Source organism: Hyphomicrobium sp. NDB2Meth4, assembly GCF_900117445.1.
Lineage (GTDB): Bacteria > Pseudomonadota > Alphaproteobacteria > Rhizobiales > Hyphomicrobiaceae > Hyphomicrobium_A.
Map to the genome: position 1 here is coordinate 1,123,029 of NZ_FPEJ01000001.1, position 25,879 is coordinate 1,148,907.

Here is a 25,879-nt window from a genome sequence, read left to right on the forward strand (position 1 = left end):
CGATCTATCAGCCGGAAACCCGGCGGATCGCATCCACCAGCTTTACGGGATGGAACGGTTTGACGATCCAGCCGGTCGCGCCTGCGCTGCGGGCACGGCTCTTCTTCTCGGCGTCGCTTTCCGTGGTCAGCACCAGGATGGGAACCGCTCTATGCGATGTATCGCGACGCACGTGCTCGATGAAGCCGAAGCCATCGAGTCGCGGCATGTTGATGTCGGTGATGATCACGTCGGCGCGCTTGTCCTGCAGCACCTCCAGCCCCTTGATGCCGTCTTCGGCCTGCAACACGTGGTACCCGGCATCTTCGAGCGCCAGCAGCAACATCTCCCGCATGGTGCGCGAGTCATCGACAGTGAGGATCGTCTTGCTCATCAGGCGGGCTCCGCTCGTGCCGTGTCTTGACTGATCTGAATCCCCAGCAGCTCGCTGCTCGCCAGGAACTCATCGGTTGGATTTTCTACCGTGAGGCGGACACCGTCCGCCTTCCACGTGGCCTCGGCGGAAAGCAGCACCTGCAGGCACTGCGCTCCGACGCGGCGAACTTTGCTGGCGTCGATCGTGAGATCGCTGCCACGGCGGGGAAGGAGCGACTGGGCCAGAGGAGCTGCAGCCGTGAGGTCGAGAACCTCAGCGAGCTGCAGCTTCCCGGTCGTGCCCCTTCGCGTTCCGCTCTTAGAACTCTTCCCAGTCCTGCTCATTGGCGATCGCCTCTAGCTTGCGCACTGCGGACGGCACTCCACGACCACCGATGGTCTTGAGGGCTGGGCGAGTCTTCTGAGATGCTGCGCGCGGCTCGCGATGCGCGGGCTCGGCGGCAATCTCCTGTCCGGTCTCGAAGCGGCCAACCAGATCCAGCAGCTTCTCGATCTCGCGAGCAAGACCGTGGCTTGCGGCCGTGGTCTCTTCGACGATAGCCGCGTTCTGCTGCGTGACCTGGTCCATCTGCGAGACGCCGGTGTTGATCTCCTGCAGACCGACAGACTGCTCTTTCGCGCCTGCCGCGATCTCGGAGACGATCGTGTTGATCTCCGTGACCTCGGTCATGATCCGATCTAGCGCCTGGCCCATCTGCCCGACGAGGCCGACACCCTGCTCGACCTGCTTGGTCGACGCAGAGATCAAGCCCTTGATCTCCTTGGCAGCTTCCGCTGAGCGCTGCGCCAGCGCCCGCACTTCCGATGCGACGACGGCAAAGCCGCGGCCCGCCTCGCCAGCGCGAGCAGCCTCGACACCGGCGTTGAGAGCAAGCAGGTTCGTCTGGAAGGCGATTTCGTCGATCACGCCGATGATGTGGCTGATCTGCTGCGAGGAGCGCTCGATGTCGCCCATCGCTGAGATGGCGTGGCGCACCACCTCATCGCTCTTTTCGGCATCCGACTTCGCCGAAGCAACGACTTCGCGTGCATGGCCTGCACCGTCGGCCGTCTTCTTCACTGTCGCGGTAATCTCATCCAGCGCCGCGGCGGTCTGCTCCAGGCTTGCTGCCTGTTGCGCGGTGCGCCGGGACTGATCGTCCGCCGCCGTCGAGATTTCGCTCGTGGCGAAGCGGATCGCCTGCGTGCTGGAAGCAATCGTCAGGATCGCATCCTGCAGGCTCGAAGCAGTCGTGTTGAAGTCGTGACGGATTTTCTCGTAGTCCTCGGTGAAGGGCGTATTGAGACGATAGGTGAGATCACCCTTCGACAGACGCTCCAGAGCAGCCGAGAAGTCACGCATGAACGTGTTGTGCGCTTCGATGTAGAACTGGCTGTCTGCTTCCTGCTTGCGCCGCTCCTCTTCGGCAGCAACGCGCGCAGCTTCGGCCTCCCGCTCCAGACGCCGCTTTTCGATCGCGGCCTCTTTGAACGTGGCAACCGCCTGCGCCATGAGGCCGATCTCATCGGTGCTCTTGATTGCGGGGACGTCGATATCATGATCGCCCGAAGCCAGACCGTGCACCGCCGTTGTGATCTGCGCCAGCGGCCGAGCGATTGCGCGCGACAGCCACCAGCCGGCCATCAACGCCATTCCGATCGCGAACAGGCTCCCGAGCAATTGCGTAGCGTGCGCCCAATAAAGCGCTGAGTTTCGCTCCGCTTGTTTCTCGGCAACGATCGCATCGGTCTTTTGTTCTGCAGATTTTGCCGCAGCCCGGAAGGCATCGAACGCGGCCGTCGCATTGCCACGCTCGCCGACTGTTAAGCCGTCGCCACCGGCAGCGCGGCGCCATGCGGCCGCAGTGCTGTCGATCGCGTGCACATCGCTGGCGAGCGATGCTAGTTCCGGGTGATCTTTGATGCTCTCGAGCGCCTTATTGATCTGCTCTGAGAAGTTGCTCGACGCGGCCTGGATGACAGATGCGCCGTCGTTGGCGGTGCGCGCCTGCTGCTCGTCGTAGACGTACGAAGCCGCGCGTCTGAGTGTTTTCTCCACACTGACGGCCGCTGAGACGTCCTCGGTCGTGCGGTCGATTGCAAGGAGAGTGAAGAAAAATGCGGTTCCCGTGAATGCAAACACGACGAGAACACACGCTAGCCCCAACGCAATCTTGCGCGAGACCTTCAAATTGGCGAGCAACATTGTACCGGCGGCCCTTGGTTCGCGGTTAGCGGACACATACCGGGCTCGCACCGGCATAGCAGAACGGCATCATGCGCGTTGGCGGCGTGAGGGCCATCCAATCTGCCATGAGCGGACTATAGGAGGGTAGTGCTAACAATGGATTAGCCGTGCGTGTTGGGGAAATGAATCAAGTCGAGGACGCGGCCTGGCGCAGCTAGTTCATGCGCTCACGTCCCATCCGCGTCCGCGATAGGAGCGACACGGAGCGTCGGGCGGAAGATTGCGTCTTGGGATTTTATGCGACGCCGCGCGGTAAGATCGCAGCGACTAAAAAGAAGAAGGCGCAGTCACGTCTGTGCGTGCGCGCCTTCTGCAAAGTTTTGGCGTCGAGTCTGTGAGGTCAGCGATTGTGCGCGCAGTCGTTGAAAAGCTTCCACATCTGTGGCGTGCCCACGTCCATTGCCTTCTTGAAGAGATAGTCGCAATCGTTCGGCTGCTGCGAGCCTGAGTTGTTCGGCGGCGTCTGCAGCAGGTCGTTGTAGTCCATGTTTATCCACGGAACCGCACCTGCCGCCCAGGGATTGCGGCGCCCTGGCACCGGGCCATATCCGCCGCCGCCGGGACCATAACCGCCGTTCGGCGGTCCATAGCCATGTTCCCCAGGGCCGACGCCTCCACCGCCGGGACCGAAGCCGCCTTCGTGGCCGCCACCGCCGCCATAGCCGCCACCACCGCCAAATCCCCGGGCATCCGCAACGGATGCAAGTGCCGCCATGCCAACGAGCACGCTGACACTCGCCGCCAAAATCGGCCGGCATCTCGACATGGAAATCTCCCTCCGTAGTCCGTTGTCAGCTAACGTGCCGACAGTGCACTACATTGATCGACAGCCATGAAAACTCGATAAAGTGAGCCTCTCGCGCTTGAACGAGGTTTGCTACCTCGCGTTAAGATCAGAAGACGGAGCAAGAGGCCGAGCCGCCCACCCCTTCTCATGCGCGGTGATAGGGATGGCCCGACAGGATGGTTGTGGCGCGATAGAGCTGCTCGATGAGAATGGCACGCGCCAATCCGTGCGGCAGCGTCATCGGACCGAGGGACAGTTTCAGCGTGGCGGCTGATGCAACTTCTCCGCCATGGCCGTCGGGGCCTCCGATCAGAAGCGCCAGCTCCTTGCAGCCATCATCGCGTTGCCTTGCGAGCCAGTCCGCCAGCGCTACGCTCGAAAGCAGCTTGCCGCCTTCGTCGAGGGCAACGATTTGGCTCGCCGCGCCGGCTGCTTTGAGCAGGCGTGTGGCCTCATCGCCCTTGCGGGCCTCGGCTGCCGATGCACGGCTTTCATTCAGTTCGGTGATGATGAGCGGGCCAAGCCCGAGCGACCGGCCGGCAGCATCGAAGCGCTTGTGATAGCGCGCACAGAGATCTTTCTCCGCGTCTTTGAGGCGGCCAACTGCTGCAACGATAAGGCGCATGACCGCTCATCCCGGCTGGCGCCTCCCACGCAGGGAGGCGCCGTCGCCGCTATTGTGCCGCCTGAAGCGCGCTCAGTGAGCCGTAGTTGGCTCGCCCGGGCGTTCCGCGGACCACATCTTCTCGAGGTTGTAGAACTCGCGAACCTCGTCGCGGAATACATGCACGATGATGTCGCCGGTATCGATCAACACCCAGTCGCACGCTTCCAGACCCTCGACCCGAACCCGGGTGAGGCCCTTTTCCTTCAGCTTGCGGCTGATCTGGTCGGCGACTGCGCCGACGTGCCGGTCGGTCCGACCTGTTGCGATCACCATGAAATCGCCGATCGAGGTCTTTCCAGCGAGGTTGATCGTGACGATCTCCTCGGCCTTGGCCTCGTCGAGCCAGTGGGCGATTTCCTGGACCAGTGCTGCCGATTTCTGTCCGTCTGACAAAAGCTCGGCGTGAGGCGCGCCCGTACGGGCACCCTCAAGTGCGGTTCGCATCGTGTGCTGGTTGTCCCTTCCTCATGCACCCCTTGGGGCCTGCACCGGGGTGCTTCGCGCAATCCCACACCCTCGGCGCTCTTCTGCGGAGAGCATACCAGCTCCCCGCCACCACAAAACATAAGGCCTAGGGGCGCCATCCAGCAATAGTTAATGCATGGCAAGCTTTTTCATATGCAACGCGGGATTGTAAAAAATTGTATATATTTCGGCTGCTTACGATTCTCGGACAGTGCCTCGCAGGGCCGTCGATGACGCCCCTGACAGCCGTGTGCTGAGGAAAACCCAAGCCGGTGGGTGCATCGTCGCCAATCCGCCGGCAGCGGTTTCGGGGACGCGGAAGGGCATGAGTCGCACCGCCGCCGGCGAGGCGAGGGCCTTGAAACGCCAGCCAGGCCGATCCACCACGGCAATCGGCACCAGCTCCGCAATGTCGCGCCAGCGCCGCCAGCGGTTGAAGCTTGCCAGATTGTCCGCACCCATCACCCAGACGAAGTGCACGCCGGGTATTCGGGTCGTGAGGTGGGTCAGCGTCGCATAGGTATAGGACTGCCCCAGCCCTTCCTCGAAGCCGGTCACTGTGATGCGCGGATCGGTAACGAGACGGCGACTGGCCGCCAGGCGCTCGGCCAAGGGAGGCAGCCCGTTGCCGCTCTTCAGTGGATTGCCGGGTGTCACCATCCACCAGAGCTGGTCGAGCTTCAGCCGGCGCAGCGCGGTGGTGGCAACGAGCGCATGCCCCTCGTGCGGGGGATTGAACGTGCCACCCATCACGCCGATGCGCTGGCCGGCATATGCCAACGGCGGCATCGAGCTGCTGAATGAAGGTGACTGCGCGGACTCGTCCATCACGTTGGTTGTTTTCGACCAATGACTATTCGGCGTTGCATCTGATTGTAGGCGATAGGCTCCTGATCAATAGGAAAAATCGCATCGATTGGAAGCATCCGGCAGGCGCAACTGCATCGAGCACTCCCCAACCGTGCGCGAGCGGTGCGACATGCAACGCTAGTAACGCGCCAGTCATGATTGCTCTGCATTCCTGTGGGCGACCGGCGCTGCGCCCCGCCGGTCATCAGGAGGCAGTATGCGTAGACGTCAGTTCCTGGCTTCGGCCGTATCAGTGGCGGGGGCGATGACGCTCACGCGCACCGCCGCGCAAGCCGCCCCCCAATCTCCTGACGCACACGCAATCCCGCACCTGCTCGACGGCTTCGTCGCGTTGCCGGGAGAGAAAGGTGCGCAAGTCGACGTCGACGAGGCGGCCAACCCATGGCGTGTGAAGTATCACGCCGACGCCGAGCTGTTCTGCGGCAGCTGCTTCAAGACCTTCGTGCTCGCCCAATTTCTGCGCGAGGTCGAAGCCGGTAATCTCGACGAGCTCGAGCAGCTCACCCTCGATGATAGCGTTCGTTCGCTCGTCAGCCCCGTGTTCGAGAATCTTACCGGCACGACGCAAGCACGCAGCGCGCTGGAAGCCATGATCGCGCACAGCGACAACACCGCAACCGACATGGCGATGAGGCGCGTGACGCCGCAGATGGTGCGCGAATTCATTGCCGGGGCCGGGCTGACAAAGGTGCGCATCCCTGATTCCACGCGCAGTTTCTTTTCCTATCTCATCGGCGCCCCCAAAGGCGACGACCTCGGCTGGAAGGCGGTGAAAGCGGCAGCTGACTCTGAGAAGCCCGACACGTCGAAATATCGGTCTGCGCTCAACGACGTCGACACGATGGCCGCACCGGCATCGCAGTTCGTCGACTATTACAAGCGCGCTCTTGCCGGTGAGTTCTTCAAGAAGCCGGAAACGCTCACCGAATTTAAGCGCATCCAAGCGATGGCCGATGCGATCGCCCTCGTCGTCCCGGTCAACACGGCGGCCTACATGAAGGGCGGCTCCATTGACTGGAACGGCTTCCATTGCCTCGCATTGGCTGGCCAGATGATCGTCCGCGACGTTCCTGTTACCGTCGCTTTCCTTCACAACTGGACGGACAAGGACGGAGACGCGAAAGCGATCACCGGCGCCTTCAAGGATGCCGTCGCCGATGCTCTCGGCAAAGTCCACAAGCGATTGACGGAGGCGCGCGCCTAGATGCTTCCCTGCGGCGACAATATGTTGGCGACCGCCCTGCTCGCGCTGTTTGTGTTCGCAGCGCCGGCCAGCGAGGCATTCGCCAACGACGCCGAGGAGAAAATCCGCGCCACGCTGCAGGCCTGGACCAAGGACTTCAACAGCGGAAACGCCGACGCCGTCTGCGCGTTGTTCTCATCCGAGCTGCGCTACGACTTCCGTGGCTATCCTGAGCGCGGCTACGACGACATCTGCACGCTGCTGCATCGCTCATTGCGCGACAAGAGTAAGCGCTACAGCTACAGCCTCGACATCCGCGAGATCATAGTGTCGGGAGACCTCGCCGTGGTGCGCCTTGTCTGGAAGCTCACCGTCACTCTACCCACCGGGCAAACGGTCAACTCGACCGAGCCGGGAATGGACGTGCTCCGCAAGCAGCCTGACGGCAAGTGGAAAATCGTCCGCTACATCGCGTACGAGGTGCCGGAGCGCCCGGTGAGTGGCGCCGAGGAGAACCGCTGAAGAAACTCTCGGGGGACAATAAGAGTTGTTACTGCTGTGGTCGATAAAGGAGATGTCCAAATGAAGACCAAGCTGATACTCGCTGCGTCCGCCGTTTTGCTTTCCGGACCAGTGTTCGCCCAAGAGCCGATGGAGAAATCTGGTTCTTCCCCATCGACCACGATGCAGAGCCCGCCGGCGTCTAATACGCCCGAGCCTATGGATAAATCCGGTACTGAGCCCTCGACGAATATGCAGGCAGCTCCGCAGCCAAGCACTGCGCCCGAGCCGCTGGACAAGTCAGCCGCTGCACCTATGGCAGCCCCAGTCGGCGTGCTGATCATCGGCGAGTTGCGCAAGACCGAGGACGACAACAAGATGGTCGCTCCGCTGGGCGCGACCGTCGATCGCGTCGAGGACATGGATATCTACGACGCCAGCGGCAAGAAAATCGCCGAGGTCGAGTCACTGCTCGAAGATAAGAATGGCGAGATCAAAGGCGTCGCTATCGAATACGGCGGTTTCCTCGGCATCGGCGAGAAGGCCGCGGTGATGACGCTCGATCAGGTGAAGCAGAAGGACGGCAACCTCGTCACTGAGGTGACCGAAGAGCAGCTCCCCGACCTGCCGGTGTGGCACCACGACTAAGCCCACGCATTAGAGCGCGCGGATTAGAACATCCGCGCGCTCTAAATTCACACCCTCGTAAAGAAGATGTTTGCCATGCCCTCACATGGCGCAACTTTGAGCAGGCACGTCCAAGCGCTGGGCAGTCGCATCGTAGGTGGGCGCAAATACTGGCCCAAGACCGCTATCCGATATTCTCTGCACTGAACTGTGCTCAAGAAATAGACTTTTTCGTCCCTGCCATCGGCATGCCGGGCAGAAACGCGCAATTGTTTTTTAGTCTGAGCCAAGCACTTTGGCCGCCATCGATCAGCAGCGGCGAAGCAGATGGCAAAGAGTTTCACGAAAACGAATGGCGGGAAGCGTCGTAGGGCGGCGCTAGATTCCGCGCGCAGCCTTCTCGAGGCCGCAAAGGATCGCTGCTGGACCATGCTCGATCCACTGCATGGCGGTGGCGCGAAGGTGAAGAATGCACGCGCCGTTGCCGACGCCGCGATAGCGAACGCAGCAACCGCGCACGAGCGTCTTCGCGCGGCACTGGAAATTCTCCCTCAGGGCATCGTGTTCCTCGACAATGAGGGCCGATACATCCTTTGGAATCAGAAATACGCAGACATCTACAAGCGTAGTGCTGACTTGTTCAAAGTCGGCGTCCGTCTTGAAGACACGCTGCGCATCGGCGTCGGCCGGGGCGACTACCCCGAAGCAAAGGGGCGCGAGGAAGAGTGGATCAAGGAACGTCTCGACCAACTCTATAACCCGCGCGGACCCCACGAGCAGAATCTGTCCGACGGCCGCTGCATCCTCATCGAGGAGCGCAAGACCAGCGACGGCGGAGTCATCGGCCTTCGGATGGACATTACAACGCTGAAGCAGCGTGAGGCATCATTCCGCCTGCTGTTCGACGACAATCCGGTGCCCATGTTCGTCTTGGACCGGGATACGCAGTCGTTCATTGCCGCCAATGCGGCGGCCCAGAGCCATTACGGCTACACGCGCGACCAGCTTCTCAAAATGAAGCTGCATGATCTGCGCGTTGAACATGACGAGCGCGTCGACGACGTAGCTTGCTCGCACGAGACCGAGGTCGTGACTGTCAAGCATTCGACGCGCGACGGGCGCACGATCGAGGCCGTCGTCTTTTCACGCCAGCTCGAATACGAGGGCGTCCCTGCGATTCTCCTGGCGGTGGTCGACATAACCGAGCGTAAGCAGGCCGAAGCACGCATCGCCTTCATGGCGCACCACGACGCGCTGACCGAACTCCCCAATCGCGTGCTGTTCCGGCAGCGCATGGGTGACGCGCTCGCCGCCCGCGCCCGCTCAGGCGGCTTCGCTGGCGCGCTCTGCATCGACCTCGACAACTTCAAACTCGTCAACGATACCCTGGGTCACCCAATGGGTGATCGCCTTCTGCAGGAGGTGGCGCACCGCATCCAGCGCGTGACGCGTCAGCGCGATATGGCCGCGCGGCTTGGCGGCGACGAATTTGCCATCCTCGTTTCTGACTCGAAGACGCCCCAGGAGCTTGCAATCCTCGCACAGCGGGTGATCGACACCGTGAGCGAGCCCTACATGATCGAGGGCCACGTGCTCACGGTCGGTGCAACCGTTGGCATCGCCGTCGCTCCCACCGACGGCGAGGACGCGGACCGCCTGTTGCGCAATGCCGACCTGGCGCTCTATCGCGGTAAGTCCGAAGGCAAGTCCACATTCCGCTTCTTCGAGCAGGAGATGGACGCCAAGGCTCAGGCGCGCCGCCAGATCGAGACCGACCTGCGCGCAGCGATCGCCACCGAGAAAATCGAGGTGTACTACCAGCCGCTCGTCGAACTATCGACCAACGAGGTGGTCGGGTTCGAGGCATTGCTGCGCTGGCCGCACCCGACGCGCGGATTCGTGCCGCCGGCCGAGTTCGTGCCCCTTGCCGAGGAAACTGGCCTTATTACCGCGCTCGGCAACTTCGTGTTGAAGCGTGCCTGTGCAGATGCCACCGAATGGCCTGAGCACGTCAAGCTTGCCGTAAACCTGTCGCCGATGCAGTTCCGCGTCGGCAACGTCTACCAAAACGTCAAGGATGCGCTGACGGCTTCCGGCATCGACCCCGCGCGGCTTGATCTTGAGATCACCGAGAGTGTGCTGCTCGACCGCACTGACCACGTTATCGCCCATCTTCACGCCCTGCGCGCGTTGGGGGTGCGGATCTCGATGGACGATTTCGGTACCGGCTATTCCTCGCTCAGCTATCTGCGGTCGTTCCCGTTCGACAAGATCAAGATCGACCGCTCGTTCGTGCGCGATCTGACCGGCAACCGGCACACGCTCGCCATCGTGCGTGCCATTCTCGGCCTCGCCTCCGGCCTCGATATGAAGGTGGTTGCCGAAGGCATCGAGACGCAGGCAGATCTCGCATGCCTCGCCGCCGAAGGTTGCAAGGAAGGTCAGGGCTTCTTCTTCAGCGAGGCGCGCCCGCAGGCCGAAGTCATCAAGCTTCTGAACGAAAACCAGCGCCGCCACGTGGCGTGACCACGCACACACGGTAAGTTCGCCCACGAGAAGAGCAGCGCGCCACCCACGGGCGCGCTGTTTTTCTGCCGCCCCCTTCGCTGCTACATGTCGAGCACAATGCGATAGCGCGCCTTGCCATCCACCAGATGCTGGATGGCATCGTTCACCTTCGCTATCGGAAAGTGCTCTGTCTGCGGCAGCACGTTGTGCCGGGCGGCGAACTCTAGCATCTCCGCGATCGACACCGGCGATCCGGTCGGAGAGCCCGAAACGCTCTTCTGCTGTGCGATGAGATCGAACGCCAGCACCGGGATCGGCTTCAGCACCGCCCCGACCACGTGCAGCCGCCCCTTCGGCCGCAGCGTCGCCAGCATCGCCCGCCAGTCGAGCGGAACATTGACGGTCACCAACAGCATGTCGAGCGTGCCGGCCATCTTCGCGATGTCGGCGGAGTTGCGGCTGTTGACGACGTTATGCGCACCGAACGAGCGCGCCTCGTCGGCTTTGCTGTCCGTCGATGTGAATGCCGTCACCTCGCAGCCCCACGCGTTGGCGAATTTGAGGCCCAGATGCCCGAGGCCGCCGATGCCGACCACGCCGACACGGGCGGTCGGCTTGATGCCGAATACCTTGAACGGCGCAAACACCGTGATGCCACCGCACAACAGCGGTCCCGCATCGGCCGGCGGCAAAGCCTCCGGAATGCGGATGGCCCAGGGCCACTGCGCCCGCACGCGGTCGGCGAACCCGCCGTAGTGCCCGACGATCGTCGGCACCACCTCCGCGCAAAGGTTCTGATCGCCGCCGAGGCACTCATGGCAGTGCAGGCAGCTCTGCGCGCTCCAGCCGATGCCCACGCGCTCGCCGATCTTCAGTCCTTTGGCATTATCGCCGAGCGCCACGACGCGCCCGATGACCTCGTGTCCGGGCACCACCGGATAATTGCCGAAGCCCCACTCGTTGTTGATGACCGATAGATCAGAGTGGCACAGCCCGCAGTGCTCCACTGCCACCTCGACCTCCTTGGCGCCGAGCGGGCCCGGGTCGTATGAGAATGGCTCGAGTTTCTGCTTCGCCGCTGTCGCGGCCCAGGCATTGATCATGGTGTGTGCTCCTCGCGTGGCATCGGCCGCGCAACTTACGCGCGTCGAGGAAACTGCACTAGGCCATGAAACCAGAGCGGGATTACCGCTGCGACGTGGCGCGATCCCATGCGCGTTGCTCCGCCGGCGAGCACCACGGATTGCCGTAGTACCCGAACCGGCCGTTGAGCCGCGTGCAGTCCTTGAGGACGGGCGCCGGCTTCCACGACCGAAGCGCCTTGCGCTTGGCCGCCTCCGCTGGAATGGAAACCGCCACAGATGCCGCGATAAGCATGGCGATGAGCGATGTCAGGGAACGCATGACACTCCTTTCCCGGCTCAAGTCGGCCGGATTTGGCCGTTCCCCCGCACGACGTACTTGAAGCTCGTGAGCTGTTCGACGCCCACCGGCCCGCGCGCGTGCAGCTTGCCGGTCGCGATGCCGATTTCTCCGCCGAACCCGAACTCACCGCCGTCGGCGAACTGCGTGGAGGCGTTGTGCAGCACGATTGCCGAATCCGCTTCGCGCAGGAAGCGCTCCGCCGTCTCTGCGTTCGCTGTCACGATGGCATCGGTGTGCTGCGTGCCGTAGCGCGCGATGTGATCGATCGCCCCACCGACGCCGTCGACCATCTTCATGGCAACCACTGCATCGAGATATTCCGTCGCCCAGTCGGCATCGCTCGCAGCGATGACGCGCGCATCGGCGCCCTGCGCTGTTGCATCGCCGCGCACCTCGCACCCGGCTTCGATCAGCGCCTTGACCAGCGCCGGCAGGAATTGCGCGGGCGCCGCCTTGTCGATCAGCACCGTCTCTGTCGCCCCGCAAACGCCCGTGCGCCTCATCTTCGCGTTGACGACGATGCTCACCGCCATGTCGAGATCGGCGTCCTTATCGACATACGTGTGGCACAGACCTTCCAGATGCGCGAACACCGGCACGCGCGCTTCCTTCTGCACGCGTTCGACCAGGCTCTTGCCGCCGCGCGGCACGATCACGTCGATGCAACCTTCGAGACCGGCGAGCATATGCCCCACCGCCGCGCGATCAGGCGTCGGCACCAGCTGAATGGCGGCTTCCGGCAGCCCGGCACTCTTCAAGCCCGAGACCAGCGCCGCATGAATGGCGAGGGACGAATGCAAGCTCTCCGAGCCCGCGCGCAGGATGGCGGCATTGCCGGCTTTCAGCGCCAGCGCACCGGCATCCGCCGTCACGTTCGGCCGGCTCTCGAAAATGATACCGATCACGCCAAGCGGCACGCGCACGCGCTGAAACCGCAATCCGTTCGGCCGCGCCCACTCCGCCAGCACCGTGCCGACCGGATCGGACAATTCGGCGATCTCCTCGATGCCCTTGGCGATGCCTTCGATGCGCGCCTCGTTCAGCATCAGCCGGTCGATGAAGGCCGCAGGGCGCCCGGCCGCGCGCGCCGCCGCAAGGTCCTTTTCGCTTGCCGCAAGGATTGTTGCGGTTGCGTCGCGCATCGCCTTGGCAGCAGCCCGCAGCGCCGCAGTCTTCGCCTCCGGCGCAGCGAGCGAAAGAGCATGCGCAGCCGCACGCGCCCGCCGGCCCATGGCGAGCATCGTCTCCTCGGTCGCAGCGTCTATCCGCTCAGGCTTGTTCATGTGCTCGAGCTCCGGTGCAGGGCCATGTCGTCGCGATGGATCAGCTCATCGCACCGCGACACCCCCAATATAGTGGCGATCTCCGCGCTTTTCTTGCCGATGATGCGTTCCGCGTCGACCCGCGCATAGGCAATGAGCCCGCGGCCCAGCTCCCGCCCGTCCGGCGCACGAATGATCACCGCGTCCCCGCGGTCGAAATTGCCCTCGATCCGCGCCACGCCTGCCGGCAGCAGGCTCTTTCCTGCCGCCAGTGCCGCCACTGCACCCGCATCGACGTAAACGAAGCCCTTCGGCTCCAATTGTCCGGCGATCCAGCGCTTGCGCGCTGTTATCGGATCGGAATGCGCCAGGAACCACGTGCACGGCGCACCCTCACCGATCGAGCGCAGCGGGTGCATGACCTTGCCGCTGGCGATCACCATGTGCGTGCCCGCGCCGAGCGCGATCTTGCCCGCCTCGACCTTGGTCTTCATGCCGCCCTTCGACAGCTCGGTGCCGACATCGCCGGCCATCGCCTCGATCTCCGGCGTGATCGCCGTCACTGTGTCGAGGCGCTTGGCGTCCGCGTTGGCATTCGGTGGCGCCGTATAAAGTCCGTCGATATCCGACAGCAGCACCAGGCAGTCCGCCGATACCATTGAGGCAACCCGAGCCGAAAGGCGGTCGTTGTCGCCGTAACGGATTTCCGTCGTCGCCACAGTGTCATTCTCGTTGACGACCGGAACCGCCTTCAGGTCCAGCAGCGTCTCGATGGTGTGGCGCGCATTGAGATACCGTCGCCGCTCCTCGGTATCGCCCAGCGTCATCAACACCTGCGCCGCAACAAGGCCGCGCGCGCCGAACATCTCCTGATAGGCGTGCGCCAGGCTGATCTGCCCCACGGCCGCTGCTGCCTGGCTCTGCTCCAGCTCCAACGGCCCTTTTGGCAGCTTCAGCGTGTGGCGGCCGAGCGCAATCGCGCCCGACGACACCAGCACCACTTGCTTGCCTGCGGCGGTCAGCGCAGCGACATCATCCAGCAGCGTGGCGAGCCACTCCGCTTTCAAAGTGCCGGTTGCACGGTCGGTCAGCAGCGCCGAGCCGATCTTGACGACGATGCGTCGCGCATTGGTCCACTCAGGACGCACGATTGATTTGGGGGCGGATTTTGCTTCTGTTGTCATGGCTTGCGCTTCGGCGCGGGCTTGAGGATCGCAGCTTTGAGGCAGCCTGATAGCCCAGTCGCGCCAAAAGCGGTAGCCTCACCCCAAAAACAAGGCCTGATTGGCCCTGAAGCGTGGCACTGGCGAACAACGAGGCAGCCCCAGCGAAAGGGGCCGCCCGACCACGTTTGGGGGAAGCGCATGACCGTATTTCCGCCGAGGGCCTTCGGGCGCTCCATTGCCCTGGCATTTCTTGCTGCGACGGCCGTCCTCCTGGCCGCCGGCGGCGCCAGCGCCGAAGCCCCGGCAGTCGAGGCACCGAAGCCCGCCCTCGTCCTCAAAGGCCACACAGGCGACCTCGCACGTGCCAGTTTCAGTCCTGATGGGTCGAAAGTCGTCACCGCCTCCAGCGACCACACGGCGCGCGTCTGGGATGCCAAGTCCGGCGCCCTGCTGGCTGACCTTCAGGGCCACACCGAAGCCGTCCGCAGCGCCGCGTTCAGCCCAGATGGCAAGCGCATCGTCACCGCATCGCGCGACGGCACAGCCCGCATTTGGGACGCTTCCAGCGGCGCACTTCAGCTGACGCTCGATGGCCACGCGGGCATGCTCGAATACGCAGCCTGGAGCCCGGACGGCTCGCGCGTCGTCACTGCCGCCCGCGACAAGAAGGCGACCGTATGGGATGCAGCCAGCGGCAAGATCGTTGCCGATCTCGTTGGCCACACCAGCCCCGTCATGCGGGCCGCCTTCAGCCCGGACGGCACCAAGGTCGTCACCGCTTCGACCGACAAGACAGCCCGACTTTGGGACGCCGCCACTGGCAACCCGCTCTCCACGCTCACCGGCCACAAACGCATGGTGCTCGACGCCGCCTTCGATCCGCAAGGAAAGCGCCTCGCGACCGCCGGTAGCGACGAGACCGGCATCATCTGGGATGCGGCCACGGGCGCCCGCCTCGCAACGCTCGAAGGTCACCAACGCAGTATCGTGCACATCGAGTTCAGCCCCGACGGCAGCAAAGTCCTCACCACCTCAGGCGACCGCACCGCGCGCATCTGGGACGCATCGACCGGCGCGTTGCTGTTCACGCTCGACGGTCACGGCCGGCCCGTCATGGACGGCGCCTTCAACCCCGACGGAAAGCTCGTCGTCACCGCCTCGCACGATAAGAACGCGCGCATCTGGGACGCGGCGACCGGAAAGCTACTCGCCATCCTGTCGACCGACGCCAGCGAGGTCCAGGCGGCAGCATTCAGCCCGGACGGCAAGCGCCTCGTCACAGCGACATTCGACGGCGTCGGCAGAATCTGGGACATCTCCGCCTATCAGCCGCACTGACGAGGAACGATGTCCGAAGTTCTGCACATCTACGAGACCAATGCCGCCGCATTCGACCGCGATCGCGGCCGTGATCTGATGGAGGTCCAATACCTCGAAGCCTTGCTCGAAAGGCTGCCGCCCGAGCGTCGCGTGCTCGATCTCGGGTGCGGCGCTGGCGAGCCGATCGCGCGCTACCTCATCGACAAGGGATGCCGCCTGACCGGCGTGGATGGCGCAGCTGCGATGATTGAACTATGCGCAGCACGCTTCCCCGCGATGACGTGGGTTGTCGCCGACATGCGCACCCTGGCGCTGGCGCAGCGCTTCGATGCCATCGTCGCCTGGGACAGCTTTTTTCACCTGACCGGCGATGCGCAGCGCGCGATGTTTCCCATCTTCCGCGACCACATCGCCGCGCGTGGTCTCTTGCTGTTCACGTCCGGCCCACGAGACGGTGAGGCCATGGGCCAGCTCTATGGCGAGCGCCTCTATCACGCGAGCCTTGCCGCCGAGGAATACACCAGGCTCCTCGACGCCAACGGCTTCGACGTCATCCGCCACGCCGTCGAAGATCCCGATTGCGGCGGGCACACGGTCTGGCTGGCGCAGGCGCGCCAGTAGTCAGCAGCCGCAGCAAGCAAGCTCAAGAGGCGCGGCGCACTTCCAGCGACAGGAGCGTCAGGCTGATGCCCTGCAGCAGCAGCGCCGCCCCGACGATGGTGCCGAGCGTCCAACCGGCCGAGGACGGCAGATCGAACAGGATCAAGAGGCCCGCGACGATCGAGATCACCGCCGAAAGGATCAGCCAGCGGCGGCTGGAAACATCGCCCACGCCGCCGCCGACCATCAGCGATGTGATGCCCTGTGCCACCAGCGTTGCGGCAATGATCATCGTCAGCGAGACGAGCCCGAGCGTGGGGTAGAGGAAGATCATGATGCCGCCGAGGATGAAGATCGCGCCACCGAGGATCTGCCACATCGAATGGCTCCAGTCGCCCGCGCGAACGCCGTGCATGAGTTGCAGCACGCCGGCCGCAATCATCGCAGCCGCGATCCAGATCTCCGTCGTCAGCGATGCCGTCACAACGCCCATCGGCGTCGTCAGGATAAGGAATCCGAACAGCATCAGCACAATGCCGAGCGCGAGCAGCCAGCCCCAGCTCTGATGCAGCTTCGAGCGCAGTCCCTTGGTATCGTCCATGTGCGTCCCCGCGGCAGGCATTTCCATTGCCGCCGGCCTAGCACGCCATCTGCCTATTTTTTGCTAACCGGCAGCGTTGCCAGCACATGCCGGGCGGCATTCGCGCCGCCGAGAATGGCGCCCGTGTAGCCCCCGCAACCCGCGAATGCCGACGCTAGGAAAAGCCGGTCGATTGCCGTCCGCGGCGAGCGCACCTGGCCGCGCCAGATAGGCGCCTTCGGCGGCAGCGGCGCAAACCCGTAGACCGCGCCTTCGGGCGTTCCCAGATAACTGTTCATCGTCACCGGCGTGCTGAAAACGCAATTGGTCACGCTGCCGGCAAACCCCGGATAGGTTCGGTCGAGAGCGGCGATCAGTGCATCGCGCCAAGCAGACCGCTTTGCCTCGTAAGCCTCTGGATCGAGCCCCCGCCAGTTGGCGATCCTGTCCACGCCGACCACGGAGACAGGATAGGGCGGCCCGCCGAGGCCGCTGTCGACTGCCGCATAGTTGACGACCGCCAGCGGCGGCAGTGCCTCGCCCGGTAGTCGCGCCATGACATCTGAGCCACGCCGATAATCGCTGAGCGTCTGCATCCACTCGGGCAGTAGCATGGTGGCATACGAGTTGAGCCCGAACTGCTGCGGCGGCTCCGAGACGCCGATCGTTGCCGAAAAAAGAGATATCGACAACGGTTGCTCGGCATAGGGCGCAAAAAAGCGCTGACGCGTTGCATCCGGCAGCATCGCCGCCATCACCGATGGCGCGGCATTGCCGACCACGACGCGAGCGCGCACCTCGACGCGATCGCCTTCACGACCCTCATGCACGACGCCGACCGGAAGCCCATCGTTGCCGATCAGGATTTCGCTGACGGTCCGTCGCAGCAGCAGCTCTCCGCCGGACGCTCTGAACGCCTTTGCAATCGCATTGCTGAGACGTTGCGATCCACCCTGAACATAGCGTCCGCCAGCGCCGATGTAGCCGCCCTGCGCAACCGCAAACAGGATCCACCACAAGGCATCGGGATCATCGTGCCAATAGAGAAGGTTCGCAGCCAGCGCGCACTTGGCGCCTTCGTTGTCGCCGAATGCTGCCGAGAGCCGCTGCGACAGCGATTGCCGCCAGCCGCCGACCACCGGCATCGCCTTCATCAGGGCAGAAAGCCCGGCAAGCGGATCGTCGAACGAAGCGCGCCCGCGGCTGAGCTGCCCCAGGCCGCTCGCAATCCGCTCCATCTCCGAGAGGATGTCGCCGATCCCCTCGCTGAGCGTTGGAAAGCGGTCGATCATCGCTGCCCGCGCGTCGGCAATGCCATCCGGCAGCGTAAACGCTGCACCGAGCGGCCCGCCGCGCACCTCGTACACCGAGCCCGTAGGCACCCACGTCACCTTGTCGAGCACGCCGATGTCGCTCAGCACGGCATGCTTGGGGTCGCTCGGATCATCCGGCGCGGACGTCTCGTGCAACGAGGCTTCGATCACCAGATCTCCGGCCTTGTACGTCGAGGCAGCTCCGCCCACGCTGGTGTTGCGTTCGATGAGCAGCGTCTTGCAGCCGGCCTTGGCCAGTTGCGCGCCAGCGGTCAGCCCGCCTAGGCCCGAGCCGATGATGATGACGTCATAGCTGTCGTTCATGCTGATATTGGCGTCCCGTCCCGTTACCCCTCGACAGGGCCAGCTAATCGGTCGATCAACCCAAGTCGAGCAATTTGCTGCTTGGCAAAGCCGACTGTTTCAACTCGCCACGGCTCTGTTCTTCCGATGCGAGGCAATGAATGCCGTCATCTCCGTCGCAGTCAACGGACGAGAAAACAAGAACCCCTGCAGCTGGTGGCAGCCCGCTGCCTGCAGCCAGCGCCGCTGTTCCTCTGTCTCGACGCCTTCCGCGGTGATGGTTAGGTCGAGGTCCTGCCCCAGCTTGATGATCGACGCAAGCACCACCGAGCTGCCCATCGGATCACCGGCGCCATCGATGAAGCTGCGGTCGATCTTGAGTTTGTCGAAGCCGAACCGCCGCAGATATTGCAGGCTCGAGTAACCGGTTCCGAAATCGTCGAGCGCCACCCGCACACCGAGCCCCTGCAGGCCGCGCATCTGCTCGTTGGCGCGCTTCTCGTCGGTGAGCAGCACGCTTTCCGTGATCTCGATCTCCAGCTTGTGCGCCGGCGTCCGGCTCTCGGCGAGCGCCTTCCGCACCACGTCGACCACGTCGCCGTGGTGAATCTGCGAGGCCGACACGTTGACGGCAACCGACACGTCCGGCCATGCCTTGCAGTCGGTCACCGCACGGCGCAACACCAACCCTCCGATGGCCTGAATGAGCCCGGTTTCCTCGGCCAGCGGTATGAAGATGTCGGGGGAAATCGCTCCGAAATCCGGATCGGTCCAGCGCGCCAGCGCTTCGACAGCGAGCACGCGCTTACCGCTAGCGTCCATGAGCGGTTGGTAGACGACTTCGATTGCCTCATCGGCGACAGCAGCCCGCAGCGCCGTCTCGAGCATGAGCCGATAAGTGACTTCCGCATCCATGTCCGGCGCAAAGGCAATCGCAACGCTATCGGCTTCCTCCTTCGCCTTGCCGACCGCCAGCTCGGCCCTGCGCATCAGCTCGTCGCCGGTGTCGCCGTCACGCAAACCCAGGGCGTAGCCGACAGACGCTGATACGAACACCCGGGTACCATCGACGTCGAAAGGTTCGATAAGCTCTTCGATGACCTTGCTGGCGAGCTGGGCGACGCCGGTATTGTCGAGGCCAGGGGCCAGAACGGCGAAGCTGTCGCCATCGGGCCGCACGACGAGGCAGTCGTCACCCACAAGGCCTTCCAGGCGGCGGGCGCAGGCCTTCAACACACTGTCGCCGATTGCATGGCCGAATGCGTCGTTGATGCCTTTGAAGTGATTGAGGTCGACCGACACCACTGCAACCGTCGATGACTTAGCCCGGGCAGCATCCAGCATGAGCCCAAGCCGCTCGCGCAGCGCCACACGGTTGGGAAGATCGGTCAGAGCATCGGTGCGGGCGGCGCGCGTTGCATCCTGCTCACTTTCGAGGATGCGCTTCAATTGCCGCTTTCCCCACACGATGAGCAGGTACGTCAACAGCGCGATGGGCAGCAGCGCCAGCATCAGGCCCGGCGCGGCCCGCAGCATGAAGTCTAGACCGGGCCTATCCTTACGCCACGCCAGCGTGCCCACAATCCCGTCATTGGCAGCGCGCACCAACTCGGTATCGTACCCCGTGGGCACATCGCCGCTGATCCATTGAAGATCGCGAAATCCGAAGTTGGTGCCGAGTTGCTGCGTGAATGCCTTGTCGAGATTCTCGATGGCGACCAGCAAATAGGGGCGCGGCTCATTCGCATCGGGCGGCGCATGGTCCGGCACGATCGTGGAGATGACAACGGTCATCGGGCGGCCATCGATAGCGCGGACGTCTGCCACGGCGCGGTGATGCACCTTGTAGCCCTGGCCCACCGAAATCTCCGTATTGAGGATGTTGTCGGCAGGAAGCTTAGGCTTCGGGACCCGCATTGCCTCGACGAGGTCACTCAGGCCCGGCGCAATCTTGGCATAGTCCGAGCGGACACCCGGATTTTGAGCATCGAACCCGTAGACCGGTTTATCGTCGCTCGACAGTACGTAGATCCGGTCGTACCCCAACAGTTGGTTGAGATACGTCCCATAATACTTGTGCAGCCACGGCAGATCCTCCGCGTGCACTTTCTCATAGCCTTCGTTCCACACCGACTGCACACGCAACTCGCGCGCAAGGGACAGCCCGAACTGATCGATAGCTTGCTCGATGGTCGCCCGCTGGCGCTCCAGTGCGATGGTGTCCACCTCGCGCGCGCCGATTGCCAGAGACGCCAATACAACGCCGAACCCCGCGGCAGCGAGTGCCACGATCGGTAAGGTCACAAAGGTCGTGTCGCGTCTATGCTGCAATCATTCACCCGCCGACGGCACCCGGCTTAATCGGCTAATTTGGTGAGTAGGATTGCTCTAAGGCACTGAACAGCCCGTAATTTCCGGACAATCGATGCATTCGCAGTGACCGGTTTGTTAACGCGGGGCGGGCCTGCGACTCTAAACGGGACAGTTCTCGCAGCGGTTGCGACTAGGGCCGCCACGTCTCTTTGTCGGCCGGCTGCGATTCCTCGGCTTCCTGCTTGTTGCCGCGGTCGATTTCCCGCGCCAGGGCAAACAGCGCTTCCCGCACACCGCTGCCCGAAACCGCCGAGAGCACCAGCGGCTTCTTTCGGGCGGCTTTCTTCAGTGCCTCGACCTGCTCTGCCAGCGTGGCCTCGTCGATCGCGTCGCACTTCGAGAGCGCCACGATCTCCTTCTTCTTGTCGAGCCCGCCGCCGTAGGCCTTCAGCTCGCGCCGCACGGTGCGATAGGCCTCTGCCACGTCCGGTTCTGTCGCGTCGACGAGATGCAGCAGGACCTTGGTGCGCTCGACATGGCCAAGAAAGCGCGTGCCGATGCCGGCGCCCTCGCTCGCCCCTTCGATCAGTCCGGGAATGTCCGCCAGCACGAAATCGAAATCGCCCGCGCGCACCACGCCGAGGTTGGGATGCAGCGTCGTGAACGGATAGGCCGCGATCTTCGGCTTCGCTGCGCTTACCGCCGCGAGGAAAGTTGACTTGCCCGCGTTCGGCATGCCGACGATGCCCGCATCCGCAATCAGCTTCAATCGCAGCCAAATGGTCAGCTCTTCAGCTGGCTGGCCGGGGTTCACCCGGCGTGGAGCCTGATTGGTCGATGACTTGAAGTGCGCGTTGCCGAAACCGCCGTTACCACCGCGCGCCAGCAGCGCACGCTCCCCCGGCTTCTCCAGGTCGGCGAGCAGCGTCTCCTGGTCTTCAGCATAGATCTGCGTGCCCGGCGGCACCTTGAGGATGCAATCATCGCCGTTGGCGCCCGCCCGGTTGCGGCCAGCGCCATTACCGCCGCGCTTGGCCTTGAAATGCTGCTGGTAGCGATAGTCGATGAGCGTATTGAGATTGTCGACGCACTCCGCCCATACGTCCCCGCCCCTGCCGCCGTCACCGCCGTCGGGGCCGCCGAACTCGATGAACTTCTCGCGCCGGAAGCTCAGGCTGCCGTTACCGCCTGCTCCCGATGCAATGTAGATCTTCGCCTGGTCGAGAAATTTCATCGCTTACCACCTCGCCAAAGGCGACCGAGCCACGGCCGCCGGCGTACATATCGGATCGTCGGCACTTCGCTCTTGCGCGCTTCGCACCACTGCTGGTCGCTGCCGACGCGTCGGAAACCCAGTTTCTTGATAACGCGTGCCGACGCTGAATTATCTATGAAGTGGCCGCAGGTCAGCCTTTTGAAGCCGGCTTCTCCGAAGCAGAAGTCCATCAGCGCGCTCGCTGCTTCCGTGGCGTAACCGTTGCCCCACCAGGGCTTGCCAATCCAATAGCCGATTTCGGCCTGTTCGGCATCACGCTGGATGTAGCCCACAGCGCCGATCAGCTCCCCGTCCCGTTCTACCGCGCGCACGAACTCGTCGCTCTCGATGGACGAGATCCACTGGTCTGCATCGACCAGCGAATAGGGATGTGGGATGCGCGCCGTCATGCGCGCGATGTCCCAGTCGCCTGCCAGCACCGCAATGCGGCTCGCGTCGCGCGCGTCGATCGGTCGATAAGTCAAACGTTGCGAGCGCATGGCGCCGCGCGCTCCGGTCCTGCTGTCGGCCTGCCCTGAGGCTACCGTTCTGCCACGAAAAAGGGGGATGCCGCGACATCCCCCTTGGAATTTCCTGAACGTCGGAGGCGGCGCTACTCGGCAGCGACGGCCTCGCCCTCGCGCACCGAAACGTAAACCCGGCCGTTGCTCTTGGTCTTGAATTCGACGTTGCCCTCGACCACCGCGAAGATGGTGTGGTCGGTGCCCATGCCGACGCCCGTGCCCGGATGCCACTGCGTGCCGCGCTGGCGCACCAGGATGTTGCCGGGGATCACGTGCTCGCCGCCGAAGCGCTTCACGCCGAGGCGCTTACTATGCGAGTCGCGGCCGTTCTTAGTTGAGCCGCCAGCTTTCTTTTGTGCCATTGGTCAGTACCTCAAATCTGGTTCAGGCAGCCGCTTAGGCGCCAACGATGCTCGTAATGCGGACCTTGACGAGGTCCTGACGATGACCGCGCTTGCGGCGCGAATTCTTGCGGCGGCGCTTCTTGAAGGAGATGACCTTCGGGCCGCGGGTGGCCTCGACGAACTCTCCGACGACCTTGGCGCCAGAGATGAACGGGCTACCGATCTTGGGGTTGTCGCCGCCGATCAAGAGGACTTCGGCGAACTCTACGTTCGACCCGGCCTCACCGGCGACCTTCTCGATAGTGATGACGTCGTCAGCAGCAACACGATACTGCTTGCCGCCCGTCTTGATGACAGCGTACATGGCAATTCCCTTGCGTTACCGCGCCCTGTGGCGTCGCAGTCGAGCTGCGAACTTCTATGGATCGCCTCTTTTAAGGGCAATCAGGCCTCGGGCAGCGCATTGCGCGCCCCCGGTTAAGGGAGCGCGAGAAGGCGGGTTTATCGTCGAGCCCCCAGAAATTGTCAACCGGGTCCGCGCCCTGGCCGGGCATCCTGGGTTGGGTCGCTTTCCGGTCCGCCGAACTCGGCCGGCGTCACCATATAGACCAAGCGAGCTGCCAGCATTACGGGTCCCGAAGGAGGGCGATGCAACCCATGCAGTCCATTCCCGTCCACGATACCGGACCGGCGTTCCCCCTCGAAACCCTGGAGCTTGAGGCCGCCCGAGCCCACGCGCTGATGGACGGTGCAACCGAAGGTGTGCCCCGCCGCGTGCTGCACACGCTCGACGCCGTCTCGCGCCGCTGGCTCGCCAAGCAGGACAGCACCTATCTACCCGAGATCGACGCCATTGCCGCCAAGCTCGGCCGCCCGGGCGCCTACTTCCTCTCGGTCAACTATGAGTGGGGCTGCACTTGTCGCGTCGCGCCCTCGCCCGATGGAACGAGCGCCCGCCTCGTGCGCGTGCTCGATTGGATAACCCACGGTCTCGGCCGCTACGTGATCGCCGCCCGCGTCGCCGGGGCAGCCGGCCCATTCGTGACGCTCACCTGGCCTGGATACACGGGCGTCCTCCAAGGCATGGCCCCGGGCCGCTTCTCGGCCGCGCTCAATCAAGCTCCGATGCGCCATCGCGTCGGCCACTATCACATCGATTGGGCCATCAACCGCCATCGGGTCTGGCGCATGCGCCACGTCACGGCGGCGCACCTGCTGCGCGAAGTCTTCGAGACGGCACCCTCGTTCGCCGCGGCAAAAGAGATACTTGCGACCCGCCCAATCTCCGCTCCAGCGATCTTTTCCCTCGCCGGTATCAAGCCAACCGAGACCGCTGTCATCGAGCGCACTGAGACCGAGGCCCACGTGCACGAGGGCGGCAACGCCATCGCCAACCACTGGCAGGCCCCCGGATGGCGCGGCCACACGCGCGGCATCGACAGCGCTGGGCGCGCCTATCAGATGCATTCCGTGCCGACCGAACTCGACCCGGAGTTCCCATGGCTGACGCGCCCGATCCTCAACTGGAACACGCGCCTTGCCATGGTCGCCGACGCGTCGGAGGGGCGGCTCGTCGCCCGCGGCTACGAGGTGATCGGCCACACCGCCGCTCCCGCAACGGCGCCCCTCCAGCTTCCCTAATGTCTCCCTCTGACGGGGAGGGCCGGGCAGAAGGTGTCAGCGCCGCAGCACCTCCGCCGTCACGTCCAGTGCCCGCGAGATCTCATCGGGCGTGAAGTCCGCCGTCAGGAAGAACCGCAGCCGCGCCGCATTGACCGGCACGCCTGGCGCCATGATCAGCGAGGCGTTGATCCCGCGCTCGAGCACGGACGTCACCGCCTTCGCCGCGCGGGTCGTGGCGCCGACCATCACCGGCAGCATGCCGATCCCGACTGCGCGCCCGGTATCGAGGCCGCGCAGCTTGGCTTCGCGCAGGAAGTAGGCGCCGTTTTCATGCAGCCTTGCCACCCGGTGCGGCTCCCGCTTCACGACGCGCATTGCGGCGAGCGCCGCCGCAGTCATGCTCGGCGGCAGGCCGACGGAGAACACGAACCCCGGAGCCGAATAGCGCAACGCCTGGATCAGGTCGGAGCTTCCCGCGATGTAGCCGCCGCATGAGGCATATGCTTTGCTCAGCGTGCCCATCCAGATATCGACCTTGTCGCCGGCAACGCCGCAGTGCTCCGCGAGCCCCGCTCCGGTTTTGCCCAGCACGCCGCATCCGTGCGCATCGTCGACCATCAGCCAAGCGCCATAGCGTTCCTTCAGCTCGATCACGCGCGCTAGGTCGGGAATGTCACCTTCCGTCGAATAGAGCCCTTCGATGACGACGAGCGCGTTTTTGTACTTCGTGCGCTCCTCGCGCAGAATACGTTCCAGCTGGTCGAGCCGATTGTGCTTGAAGCTCATTGTCGTGGCGCCCGAAAGGCGCATGCCGACCACGGCGCTGTTGTGCACGAACTCGTCATGCACGATGAGATCGTCCGCCGTCATGATCGTGCCGATCGTCGAGACGTTGGCCGCATGGCCACTGACGAACACCAGCGCCGCATCGACGCCGATCGTTGCCGCAATCTCATTCTCCAGTTCGCGATGCAGCGGCGTATCGCCCGAAACCATGCGGCTCGCCGACACCGACGTGCCATATGTGTCGATGGCCGCCTTCGACGCCGCGATCAGTTCCGGGTGCTGGCTGAGGCCGAGATAATCGCACCATGCAAAGTTCAGCACCGGCTTGCCGTCGATCAGCGTGTGCCGCCCCTGCAGTCCCTCTGTCGAACGGAAGAAGGGGTTCTTGATGCCCAGTAGCGCGCCGAGGTTCTCGTGGTTCCGGACGGCCTTGTATTCCGGCAGTGCCGAAAACGGGCTGGCGACGAGATCGTAGTCGAGCTTGGCGCGCAGTTTGTTGAGCGCCTGAGGCATGATGTTCATGGCGATACTCCTCGCGACGCGCGTCCTGCGCGCGCTCGTTGATCAAAATCGTGCGTAGACACCGAGGTGAAAATCGAAGCCGCCGGATTCTTCTTCAGCGGCCCGCTCGTCGCGGCGAGCATTGTCATCGCGTGGATCGACGGCGCGCATGCCGGCGCCGCCGTCGCGGATCAGGCCGCCGAAAGGATGACCCGGATAGGGTGGCGATGGTTCGCTGCCGGCGTGCGGGTCAGAAGGAGCATTCATGTTACTCTCCCTGTGCTTTGCGCCTTGCTACGCGGCGCCAGTCGGGGAGAGTTTTATGAAAATGCTTAGGCGCCGCTGTTCCGGCTG

At 63.8% G+C, this 25,879-nt stretch carries 27 protein-coding genes; 7 read left to right on the forward strand and 20 right to left on the reverse strand.

The features are described from left to right. Window positions 1-7 precede the first annotated feature (7 nt). The 7 genes from NDB2M4_RS05350 to NDB2M4_RS05380 all read right to left on the reverse strand — a co-directional run bounded on the left by NDB2M4_RS05350 (window position 8) and on the right by NDB2M4_RS05380 (window position 5,349). Window positions 8-373 (reverse strand): response regulator, encoded by a 366-nt coding sequence (locus NDB2M4_RS05350; protein WP_072371055.1) that lies wholly within the window; start codon window positions 371-373, stop codon window positions 8-10. Then, window positions 373-699: an STAS domain-containing protein gene (locus NDB2M4_RS05355; RefSeq protein ID WP_072371059.1), complete on the reverse strand. Its 327-nt coding sequence runs from the start codon at window positions 697-699 to the stop codon at window positions 373-375. The genes NDB2M4_RS05350 and NDB2M4_RS05355 overlap by 1 nt, the downstream gene beginning before the upstream one ends. Next, window positions 674-2,560 (reverse strand): methyl-accepting chemotaxis protein, encoded by a 1,887-nt coding sequence (locus NDB2M4_RS05360; protein WP_072371062.1) that lies wholly within the window; start codon window positions 2,558-2,560, stop codon window positions 674-676. Before NDB2M4_RS05360 ends, NDB2M4_RS05355 begins: the two co-directional genes overlap by 26 nt. A gap of 382 nt (window positions 2,561-2,942) precedes the next feature. Then, window positions 2,943-3,368, reverse strand: coding sequence for a hypothetical protein (locus NDB2M4_RS20325; protein ID WP_210186507.1), 426 nt, complete (start codon window positions 3,366-3,368; stop codon window positions 2,943-2,945). A gap of 166 nt (window positions 3,369-3,534) precedes the next feature. Then, complete coding sequence (gene rlmH, locus NDB2M4_RS05370; protein WP_072371068.1) at window positions 3,535-4,014, reverse strand: 23S rRNA (pseudouridine(1915)-N(3))-methyltransferase RlmH; 480 nt, start codon at window positions 4,012-4,014, stop codon at window positions 3,535-3,537. 72 nt (window positions 4,015-4,086) lie between these two features. Beyond that, complete coding sequence (gene rsfS, locus NDB2M4_RS05375) at window positions 4,087-4,500, reverse strand: ribosome silencing factor (RefSeq protein ID WP_072371071.1); 414 nt, start codon at window positions 4,498-4,500, stop codon at window positions 4,087-4,089. A gap of 216 nt (window positions 4,501-4,716) precedes the next feature. Further along, window positions 4,717-5,349, reverse strand: coding sequence for a nicotinate-nucleotide adenylyltransferase (locus NDB2M4_RS05380; protein ID WP_072371073.1), 633 nt, complete (start codon window positions 5,347-5,349; stop codon window positions 4,717-4,719). A 238-nt stretch (window positions 5,350-5,587) separates the two neighbouring features. Between NDB2M4_RS05380 and NDB2M4_RS05385 the strand changes: the two genes are divergently transcribed. From NDB2M4_RS05385 to NDB2M4_RS05400, 4 genes are all read left to right on the forward strand, one after another. Further along, on the forward strand, window positions 5,588-6,595 hold the full coding sequence (locus tag NDB2M4_RS05385; protein ID WP_083555803.1) for a serine hydrolase: 1,008 nt from the start codon (window positions 5,588-5,590) through the stop codon (window positions 6,593-6,595). A gap of 21 nt (window positions 6,596-6,616) precedes the next feature. Next, window positions 6,617-7,096 carry a YybH family protein gene (locus NDB2M4_RS05390; protein WP_171988027.1) on the forward strand — a complete coding sequence of 160 codons (480 nt, stop codon included), beginning with the start codon at window positions 6,617-6,619 and terminating at the stop codon, window positions 7,094-7,096. 60 nt (window positions 7,097-7,156) lie between these two features. Continuing rightward, window positions 7,157-7,723 carry a PRC-barrel domain-containing protein gene (locus tag NDB2M4_RS05395; protein ID WP_083555806.1) on the forward strand — a complete coding sequence of 189 codons (567 nt, stop codon included), beginning with the start codon at window positions 7,157-7,159 and terminating at the stop codon, window positions 7,721-7,723. A gap of 306 nt (window positions 7,724-8,029) precedes the next feature. Then, complete coding sequence (locus NDB2M4_RS05400) at window positions 8,030-10,228, forward strand: putative bifunctional diguanylate cyclase/phosphodiesterase (protein WP_083555808.1); 2,199 nt, start codon at window positions 8,030-8,032, stop codon at window positions 10,226-10,228. Window positions 10,229-10,311: 83 nt separating this feature from the next. Here NDB2M4_RS05400 and NDB2M4_RS05405 read toward each other — a convergent pair whose 3' ends face one another. From NDB2M4_RS05405 to proB, 4 genes are all read right to left on the reverse strand, one after another. After that, complete coding sequence (locus NDB2M4_RS05405) at window positions 10,312-11,313, reverse strand: NADPH-dependent aldehyde reductase Ahr (protein WP_072371084.1); 1,002 nt, start codon at window positions 11,311-11,313, stop codon at window positions 10,312-10,314. Between the two features lie 82 nt (window positions 11,314-11,395). Continuing rightward, window positions 11,396-11,614 (reverse strand): hypothetical protein, encoded by a 219-nt coding sequence (locus tag NDB2M4_RS05410; RefSeq protein WP_072371087.1) that lies wholly within the window; start codon window positions 11,612-11,614, stop codon window positions 11,396-11,398. 17 nt (window positions 11,615-11,631) lie between these two features. Then, window positions 11,632-12,918: a glutamate-5-semialdehyde dehydrogenase gene (locus NDB2M4_RS05415; protein ID WP_072371090.1), complete on the reverse strand. Its 1,287-nt coding sequence runs from the start codon at window positions 12,916-12,918 to the stop codon at window positions 11,632-11,634. Beyond that, a complete protein-coding gene (gene proB, locus NDB2M4_RS05420) occupies window positions 12,915-14,048 on the reverse strand; it encodes a glutamate 5-kinase (RefSeq protein ID WP_072371905.1) in 1,134 nt (377 codons plus the stop codon). The genes NDB2M4_RS05415 and proB overlap by 4 nt, the downstream gene beginning before the upstream one ends. A gap of 213 nt (window positions 14,049-14,261) precedes the next feature. Here proB and NDB2M4_RS05425 point away from each other — a divergent pair, with 213 nt between their 5' ends. Together NDB2M4_RS05425 and NDB2M4_RS05430 are read left to right on the forward strand one after the other, a co-directional pair. After that, window positions 14,262-15,401 (forward strand): WD40 repeat domain-containing protein, encoded by a 1,140-nt coding sequence (locus tag NDB2M4_RS05425; protein ID WP_072371093.1) that lies wholly within the window; start codon window positions 14,262-14,264, stop codon window positions 15,399-15,401. Between the two features lie 9 nt (window positions 15,402-15,410). Beyond that, window positions 15,411-16,004 (forward strand): class I SAM-dependent methyltransferase, encoded by a 594-nt coding sequence (locus NDB2M4_RS05430; protein ID WP_072371095.1) that lies wholly within the window; start codon window positions 15,411-15,413, stop codon window positions 16,002-16,004. A gap of 22 nt (window positions 16,005-16,026) precedes the next feature. Here the strand turns inward: NDB2M4_RS05430 and NDB2M4_RS05435 are convergent, their stop codons facing one another. From NDB2M4_RS05435 to rplU, 7 genes are all read right to left on the reverse strand, one after another. After that, complete coding sequence (locus NDB2M4_RS05435) at window positions 16,027-16,584, reverse strand: HdeD family acid-resistance protein (protein WP_072371097.1); 558 nt, start codon at window positions 16,582-16,584, stop codon at window positions 16,027-16,029. Window positions 16,585-16,637: 53 nt separating this feature from the next. Then, a complete protein-coding gene (locus tag NDB2M4_RS05440) occupies window positions 16,638-18,200 on the reverse strand; it encodes a phytoene desaturase family protein (RefSeq protein WP_072371099.1) in 1,563 nt (520 codons plus the stop codon). Between the two features lie 99 nt (window positions 18,201-18,299). Beyond that, on the reverse strand, window positions 18,300-20,510 hold the full coding sequence (locus tag NDB2M4_RS05445; protein WP_083555816.1) for a bifunctional diguanylate cyclase/phosphodiesterase: 2,211 nt from the start codon (window positions 20,508-20,510) through the stop codon (window positions 18,300-18,302). 172 nt (window positions 20,511-20,682) lie between these two features. After that, a complete protein-coding gene (gene obgE / locus NDB2M4_RS05450; protein ID WP_072371103.1) occupies window positions 20,683-21,726 on the reverse strand; it encodes a GTPase ObgE in 1,044 nt (347 codons plus the stop codon). Next, window positions 21,723-22,247, reverse strand: a complete 525-nt coding sequence (locus NDB2M4_RS05455) for a GNAT family N-acetyltransferase (RefSeq protein WP_072371106.1) — start codon at window positions 22,245-22,247, stop codon at window positions 21,723-21,725. Before NDB2M4_RS05455 ends, obgE begins: the two co-directional genes overlap by 4 nt. A gap of 113 nt (window positions 22,248-22,360) precedes the next feature. After that, complete coding sequence (rpmA, locus tag NDB2M4_RS05460; protein WP_072371108.1) at window positions 22,361-22,633, reverse strand: 50S ribosomal protein L27; 273 nt, start codon at window positions 22,631-22,633, stop codon at window positions 22,361-22,363. A 34-nt stretch (window positions 22,634-22,667) separates the two neighbouring features. Continuing rightward, window positions 22,668-22,979 (reverse strand): 50S ribosomal protein L21, encoded by a 312-nt coding sequence (gene rplU / locus NDB2M4_RS05465; RefSeq protein WP_072371111.1) that lies wholly within the window; start codon window positions 22,977-22,979, stop codon window positions 22,668-22,670. A gap of 293 nt (window positions 22,980-23,272) precedes the next feature. Here rplU and NDB2M4_RS05470 point away from each other — a divergent pair, with 293 nt between their 5' ends. Continuing rightward, the gene (locus NDB2M4_RS05470) at window positions 23,273-24,256 is read left to right on the forward strand and encodes an Ntn hydrolase family protein (protein WP_244536047.1); all 984 of its coding nucleotides are present in this window, start codon (window positions 23,273-23,275) and stop codon (window positions 24,254-24,256) included. Between the two features lie 36 nt (window positions 24,257-24,292). On the opposite strand, the gene NDB2M4_RS05475 is transcribed toward NDB2M4_RS05470, so the two are convergent. Both NDB2M4_RS05475 and NDB2M4_RS05480 read right to left on the reverse strand, forming a co-directional pair. Continuing rightward, window positions 24,293-25,546: an aminotransferase class I/II-fold pyridoxal phosphate-dependent enzyme gene (locus NDB2M4_RS05475; protein WP_072371117.1), complete on the reverse strand. Its 1,254-nt coding sequence runs from the start codon at window positions 25,544-25,546 to the stop codon at window positions 24,293-24,295. 42 nt (window positions 25,547-25,588) lie between these two features. After that, the gene (locus tag NDB2M4_RS05480; RefSeq protein ID WP_072371120.1) at window positions 25,589-25,792 is read right to left on the reverse strand and encodes a hypothetical protein; all 204 of its coding nucleotides are present in this window, start codon (window positions 25,790-25,792) and stop codon (window positions 25,589-25,591) included. Window positions 25,793-25,879 lie beyond the last annotated feature (87 nt).

Excerpts from the sequence above, each read along its gene's own strand:
- NDB2M4_RS05380 (WP_072371073.1), bottom strand. The coding sequence starts at position 5,349 with ATGGACGAGTCCGCGCAGTCACCTTCATTCAGCAGCTCGATGCCGCCG.
- NDB2M4_RS05405 (WP_072371084.1), bottom strand. The coding sequence starts at position 11,313 with ATGATCAATGCCTGGGCCGCGACAGCGGCGAAGCAGAAACTCGAGCCA.
- rsfS (WP_072371071.1), bottom strand. The coding sequence starts at position 4,500 with ATGCGAACCGCACTTGAGGGTGCCCGTACGGGCGCGCCTCACGCCGAG.
- NDB2M4_RS05360 (WP_072371062.1), bottom strand. The coding sequence starts at position 2,560 with ATGTTGCTCGCCAATTTGAAGGTCTCGCGCAAGATTGCGTTGGGGCTA.
- NDB2M4_RS05425 (WP_072371093.1), top strand. The coding sequence starts at position 14,262 with ATGACCGTATTTCCGCCGAGGGCCTTCGGGCGCTCCATTGCCCTGGCA.
- NDB2M4_RS05475 (WP_072371117.1), bottom strand. The coding sequence starts at position 25,546 with ATGAACATCATGCCTCAGGCGCTCAACAAACTGCGCGCCAAGCTCGAC.
- NDB2M4_RS05470 (WP_244536047.1), top strand. The coding sequence starts at position 23,273 with ATGCAGTCCATTCCCGTCCACGATACCGGACCGGCGTTCCCCCTCGAA.
- NDB2M4_RS05435 (WP_072371097.1), bottom strand. The coding sequence starts at position 16,584 with ATGGACGATACCAAGGGACTGCGCTCGAAGCTGCATCAGAGCTGGGGC.
- NDB2M4_RS05455 (WP_072371106.1), bottom strand. The coding sequence starts at position 22,247 with ATGCGCTCGCAACGTTTGACTTATCGACCGATCGACGCGCGCGACGCG.
- rlmH (WP_072371068.1), bottom strand. The coding sequence starts at position 4,014 with ATGCGCCTTATCGTTGCAGCAGTTGGCCGCCTCAAAGACGCGGAGAAA.
- NDB2M4_RS05355 (WP_072371059.1), bottom strand. The coding sequence starts at position 699 with ATGAGCAGGACTGGGAAGAGTTCTAAGAGCGGAACGCGAAGGGGCACG.
- NDB2M4_RS20325 (WP_210186507.1), bottom strand. The coding sequence starts at position 3,368 with ATGTCGAGATGCCGGCCGATTTTGGCGGCGAGTGTCAGCGTGCTCGTT.
- NDB2M4_RS05430 (WP_072371095.1), top strand. The coding sequence starts at position 15,411 with ATGTCCGAAGTTCTGCACATCTACGAGACCAATGCCGCCGCATTCGAC.
- NDB2M4_RS05480 (WP_072371120.1), bottom strand. The coding sequence starts at position 25,792 with ATGAATGCTCCTTCTGACCCGCACGCCGGCAGCGAACCATCGCCACCC.
- obgE (WP_072371103.1), bottom strand. The coding sequence starts at position 21,726 with ATGAAATTTCTCGACCAGGCGAAGATCTACATTGCATCGGGAGCAGGC.
- NDB2M4_RS05350 (WP_072371055.1), bottom strand. The coding sequence starts at position 373 with ATGAGCAAGACGATCCTCACTGTCGATGACTCGCGCACCATGCGGGAG.
- rpmA (WP_072371108.1), bottom strand. The coding sequence starts at position 22,633 with ATGGCACAAAAGAAAGCTGGCGGCTCAACTAAGAACGGCCGCGACTCG.
- NDB2M4_RS05390 (WP_171988027.1), top strand. The coding sequence starts at position 6,617 with ATGTTGGCGACCGCCCTGCTCGCGCTGTTTGTGTTCGCAGCGCCGGCC.
- NDB2M4_RS05395 (WP_083555806.1), top strand. The coding sequence starts at position 7,157 with ATGAAGACCAAGCTGATACTCGCTGCGTCCGCCGTTTTGCTTTCCGGA.
- NDB2M4_RS05400 (WP_083555808.1), top strand. The coding sequence starts at position 8,030 with ATGGCAAAGAGTTTCACGAAAACGAATGGCGGGAAGCGTCGTAGGGCG.
- rplU (WP_072371111.1), bottom strand. The coding sequence starts at position 22,979 with ATGTACGCTGTCATCAAGACGGGCGGCAAGCAGTATCGTGTTGCTGCT.
- NDB2M4_RS05415 (WP_072371090.1), bottom strand. The coding sequence starts at position 12,918 with ATGAACAAGCCTGAGCGGATAGACGCTGCGACCGAGGAGACGATGCTC.
- NDB2M4_RS05410 (WP_072371087.1), bottom strand. The coding sequence starts at position 11,614 with ATGCGTTCCCTGACATCGCTCATCGCCATGCTTATCGCGGCATCTGTG.
- NDB2M4_RS05385 (WP_083555803.1), top strand. The coding sequence starts at position 5,588 with ATGCGTAGACGTCAGTTCCTGGCTTCGGCCGTATCAGTGGCGGGGGCG.
- NDB2M4_RS05440 (WP_072371099.1), bottom strand. The coding sequence starts at position 18,200 with ATGAACGACAGCTATGACGTCATCATCATCGGCTCGGGCCTAGGCGGG.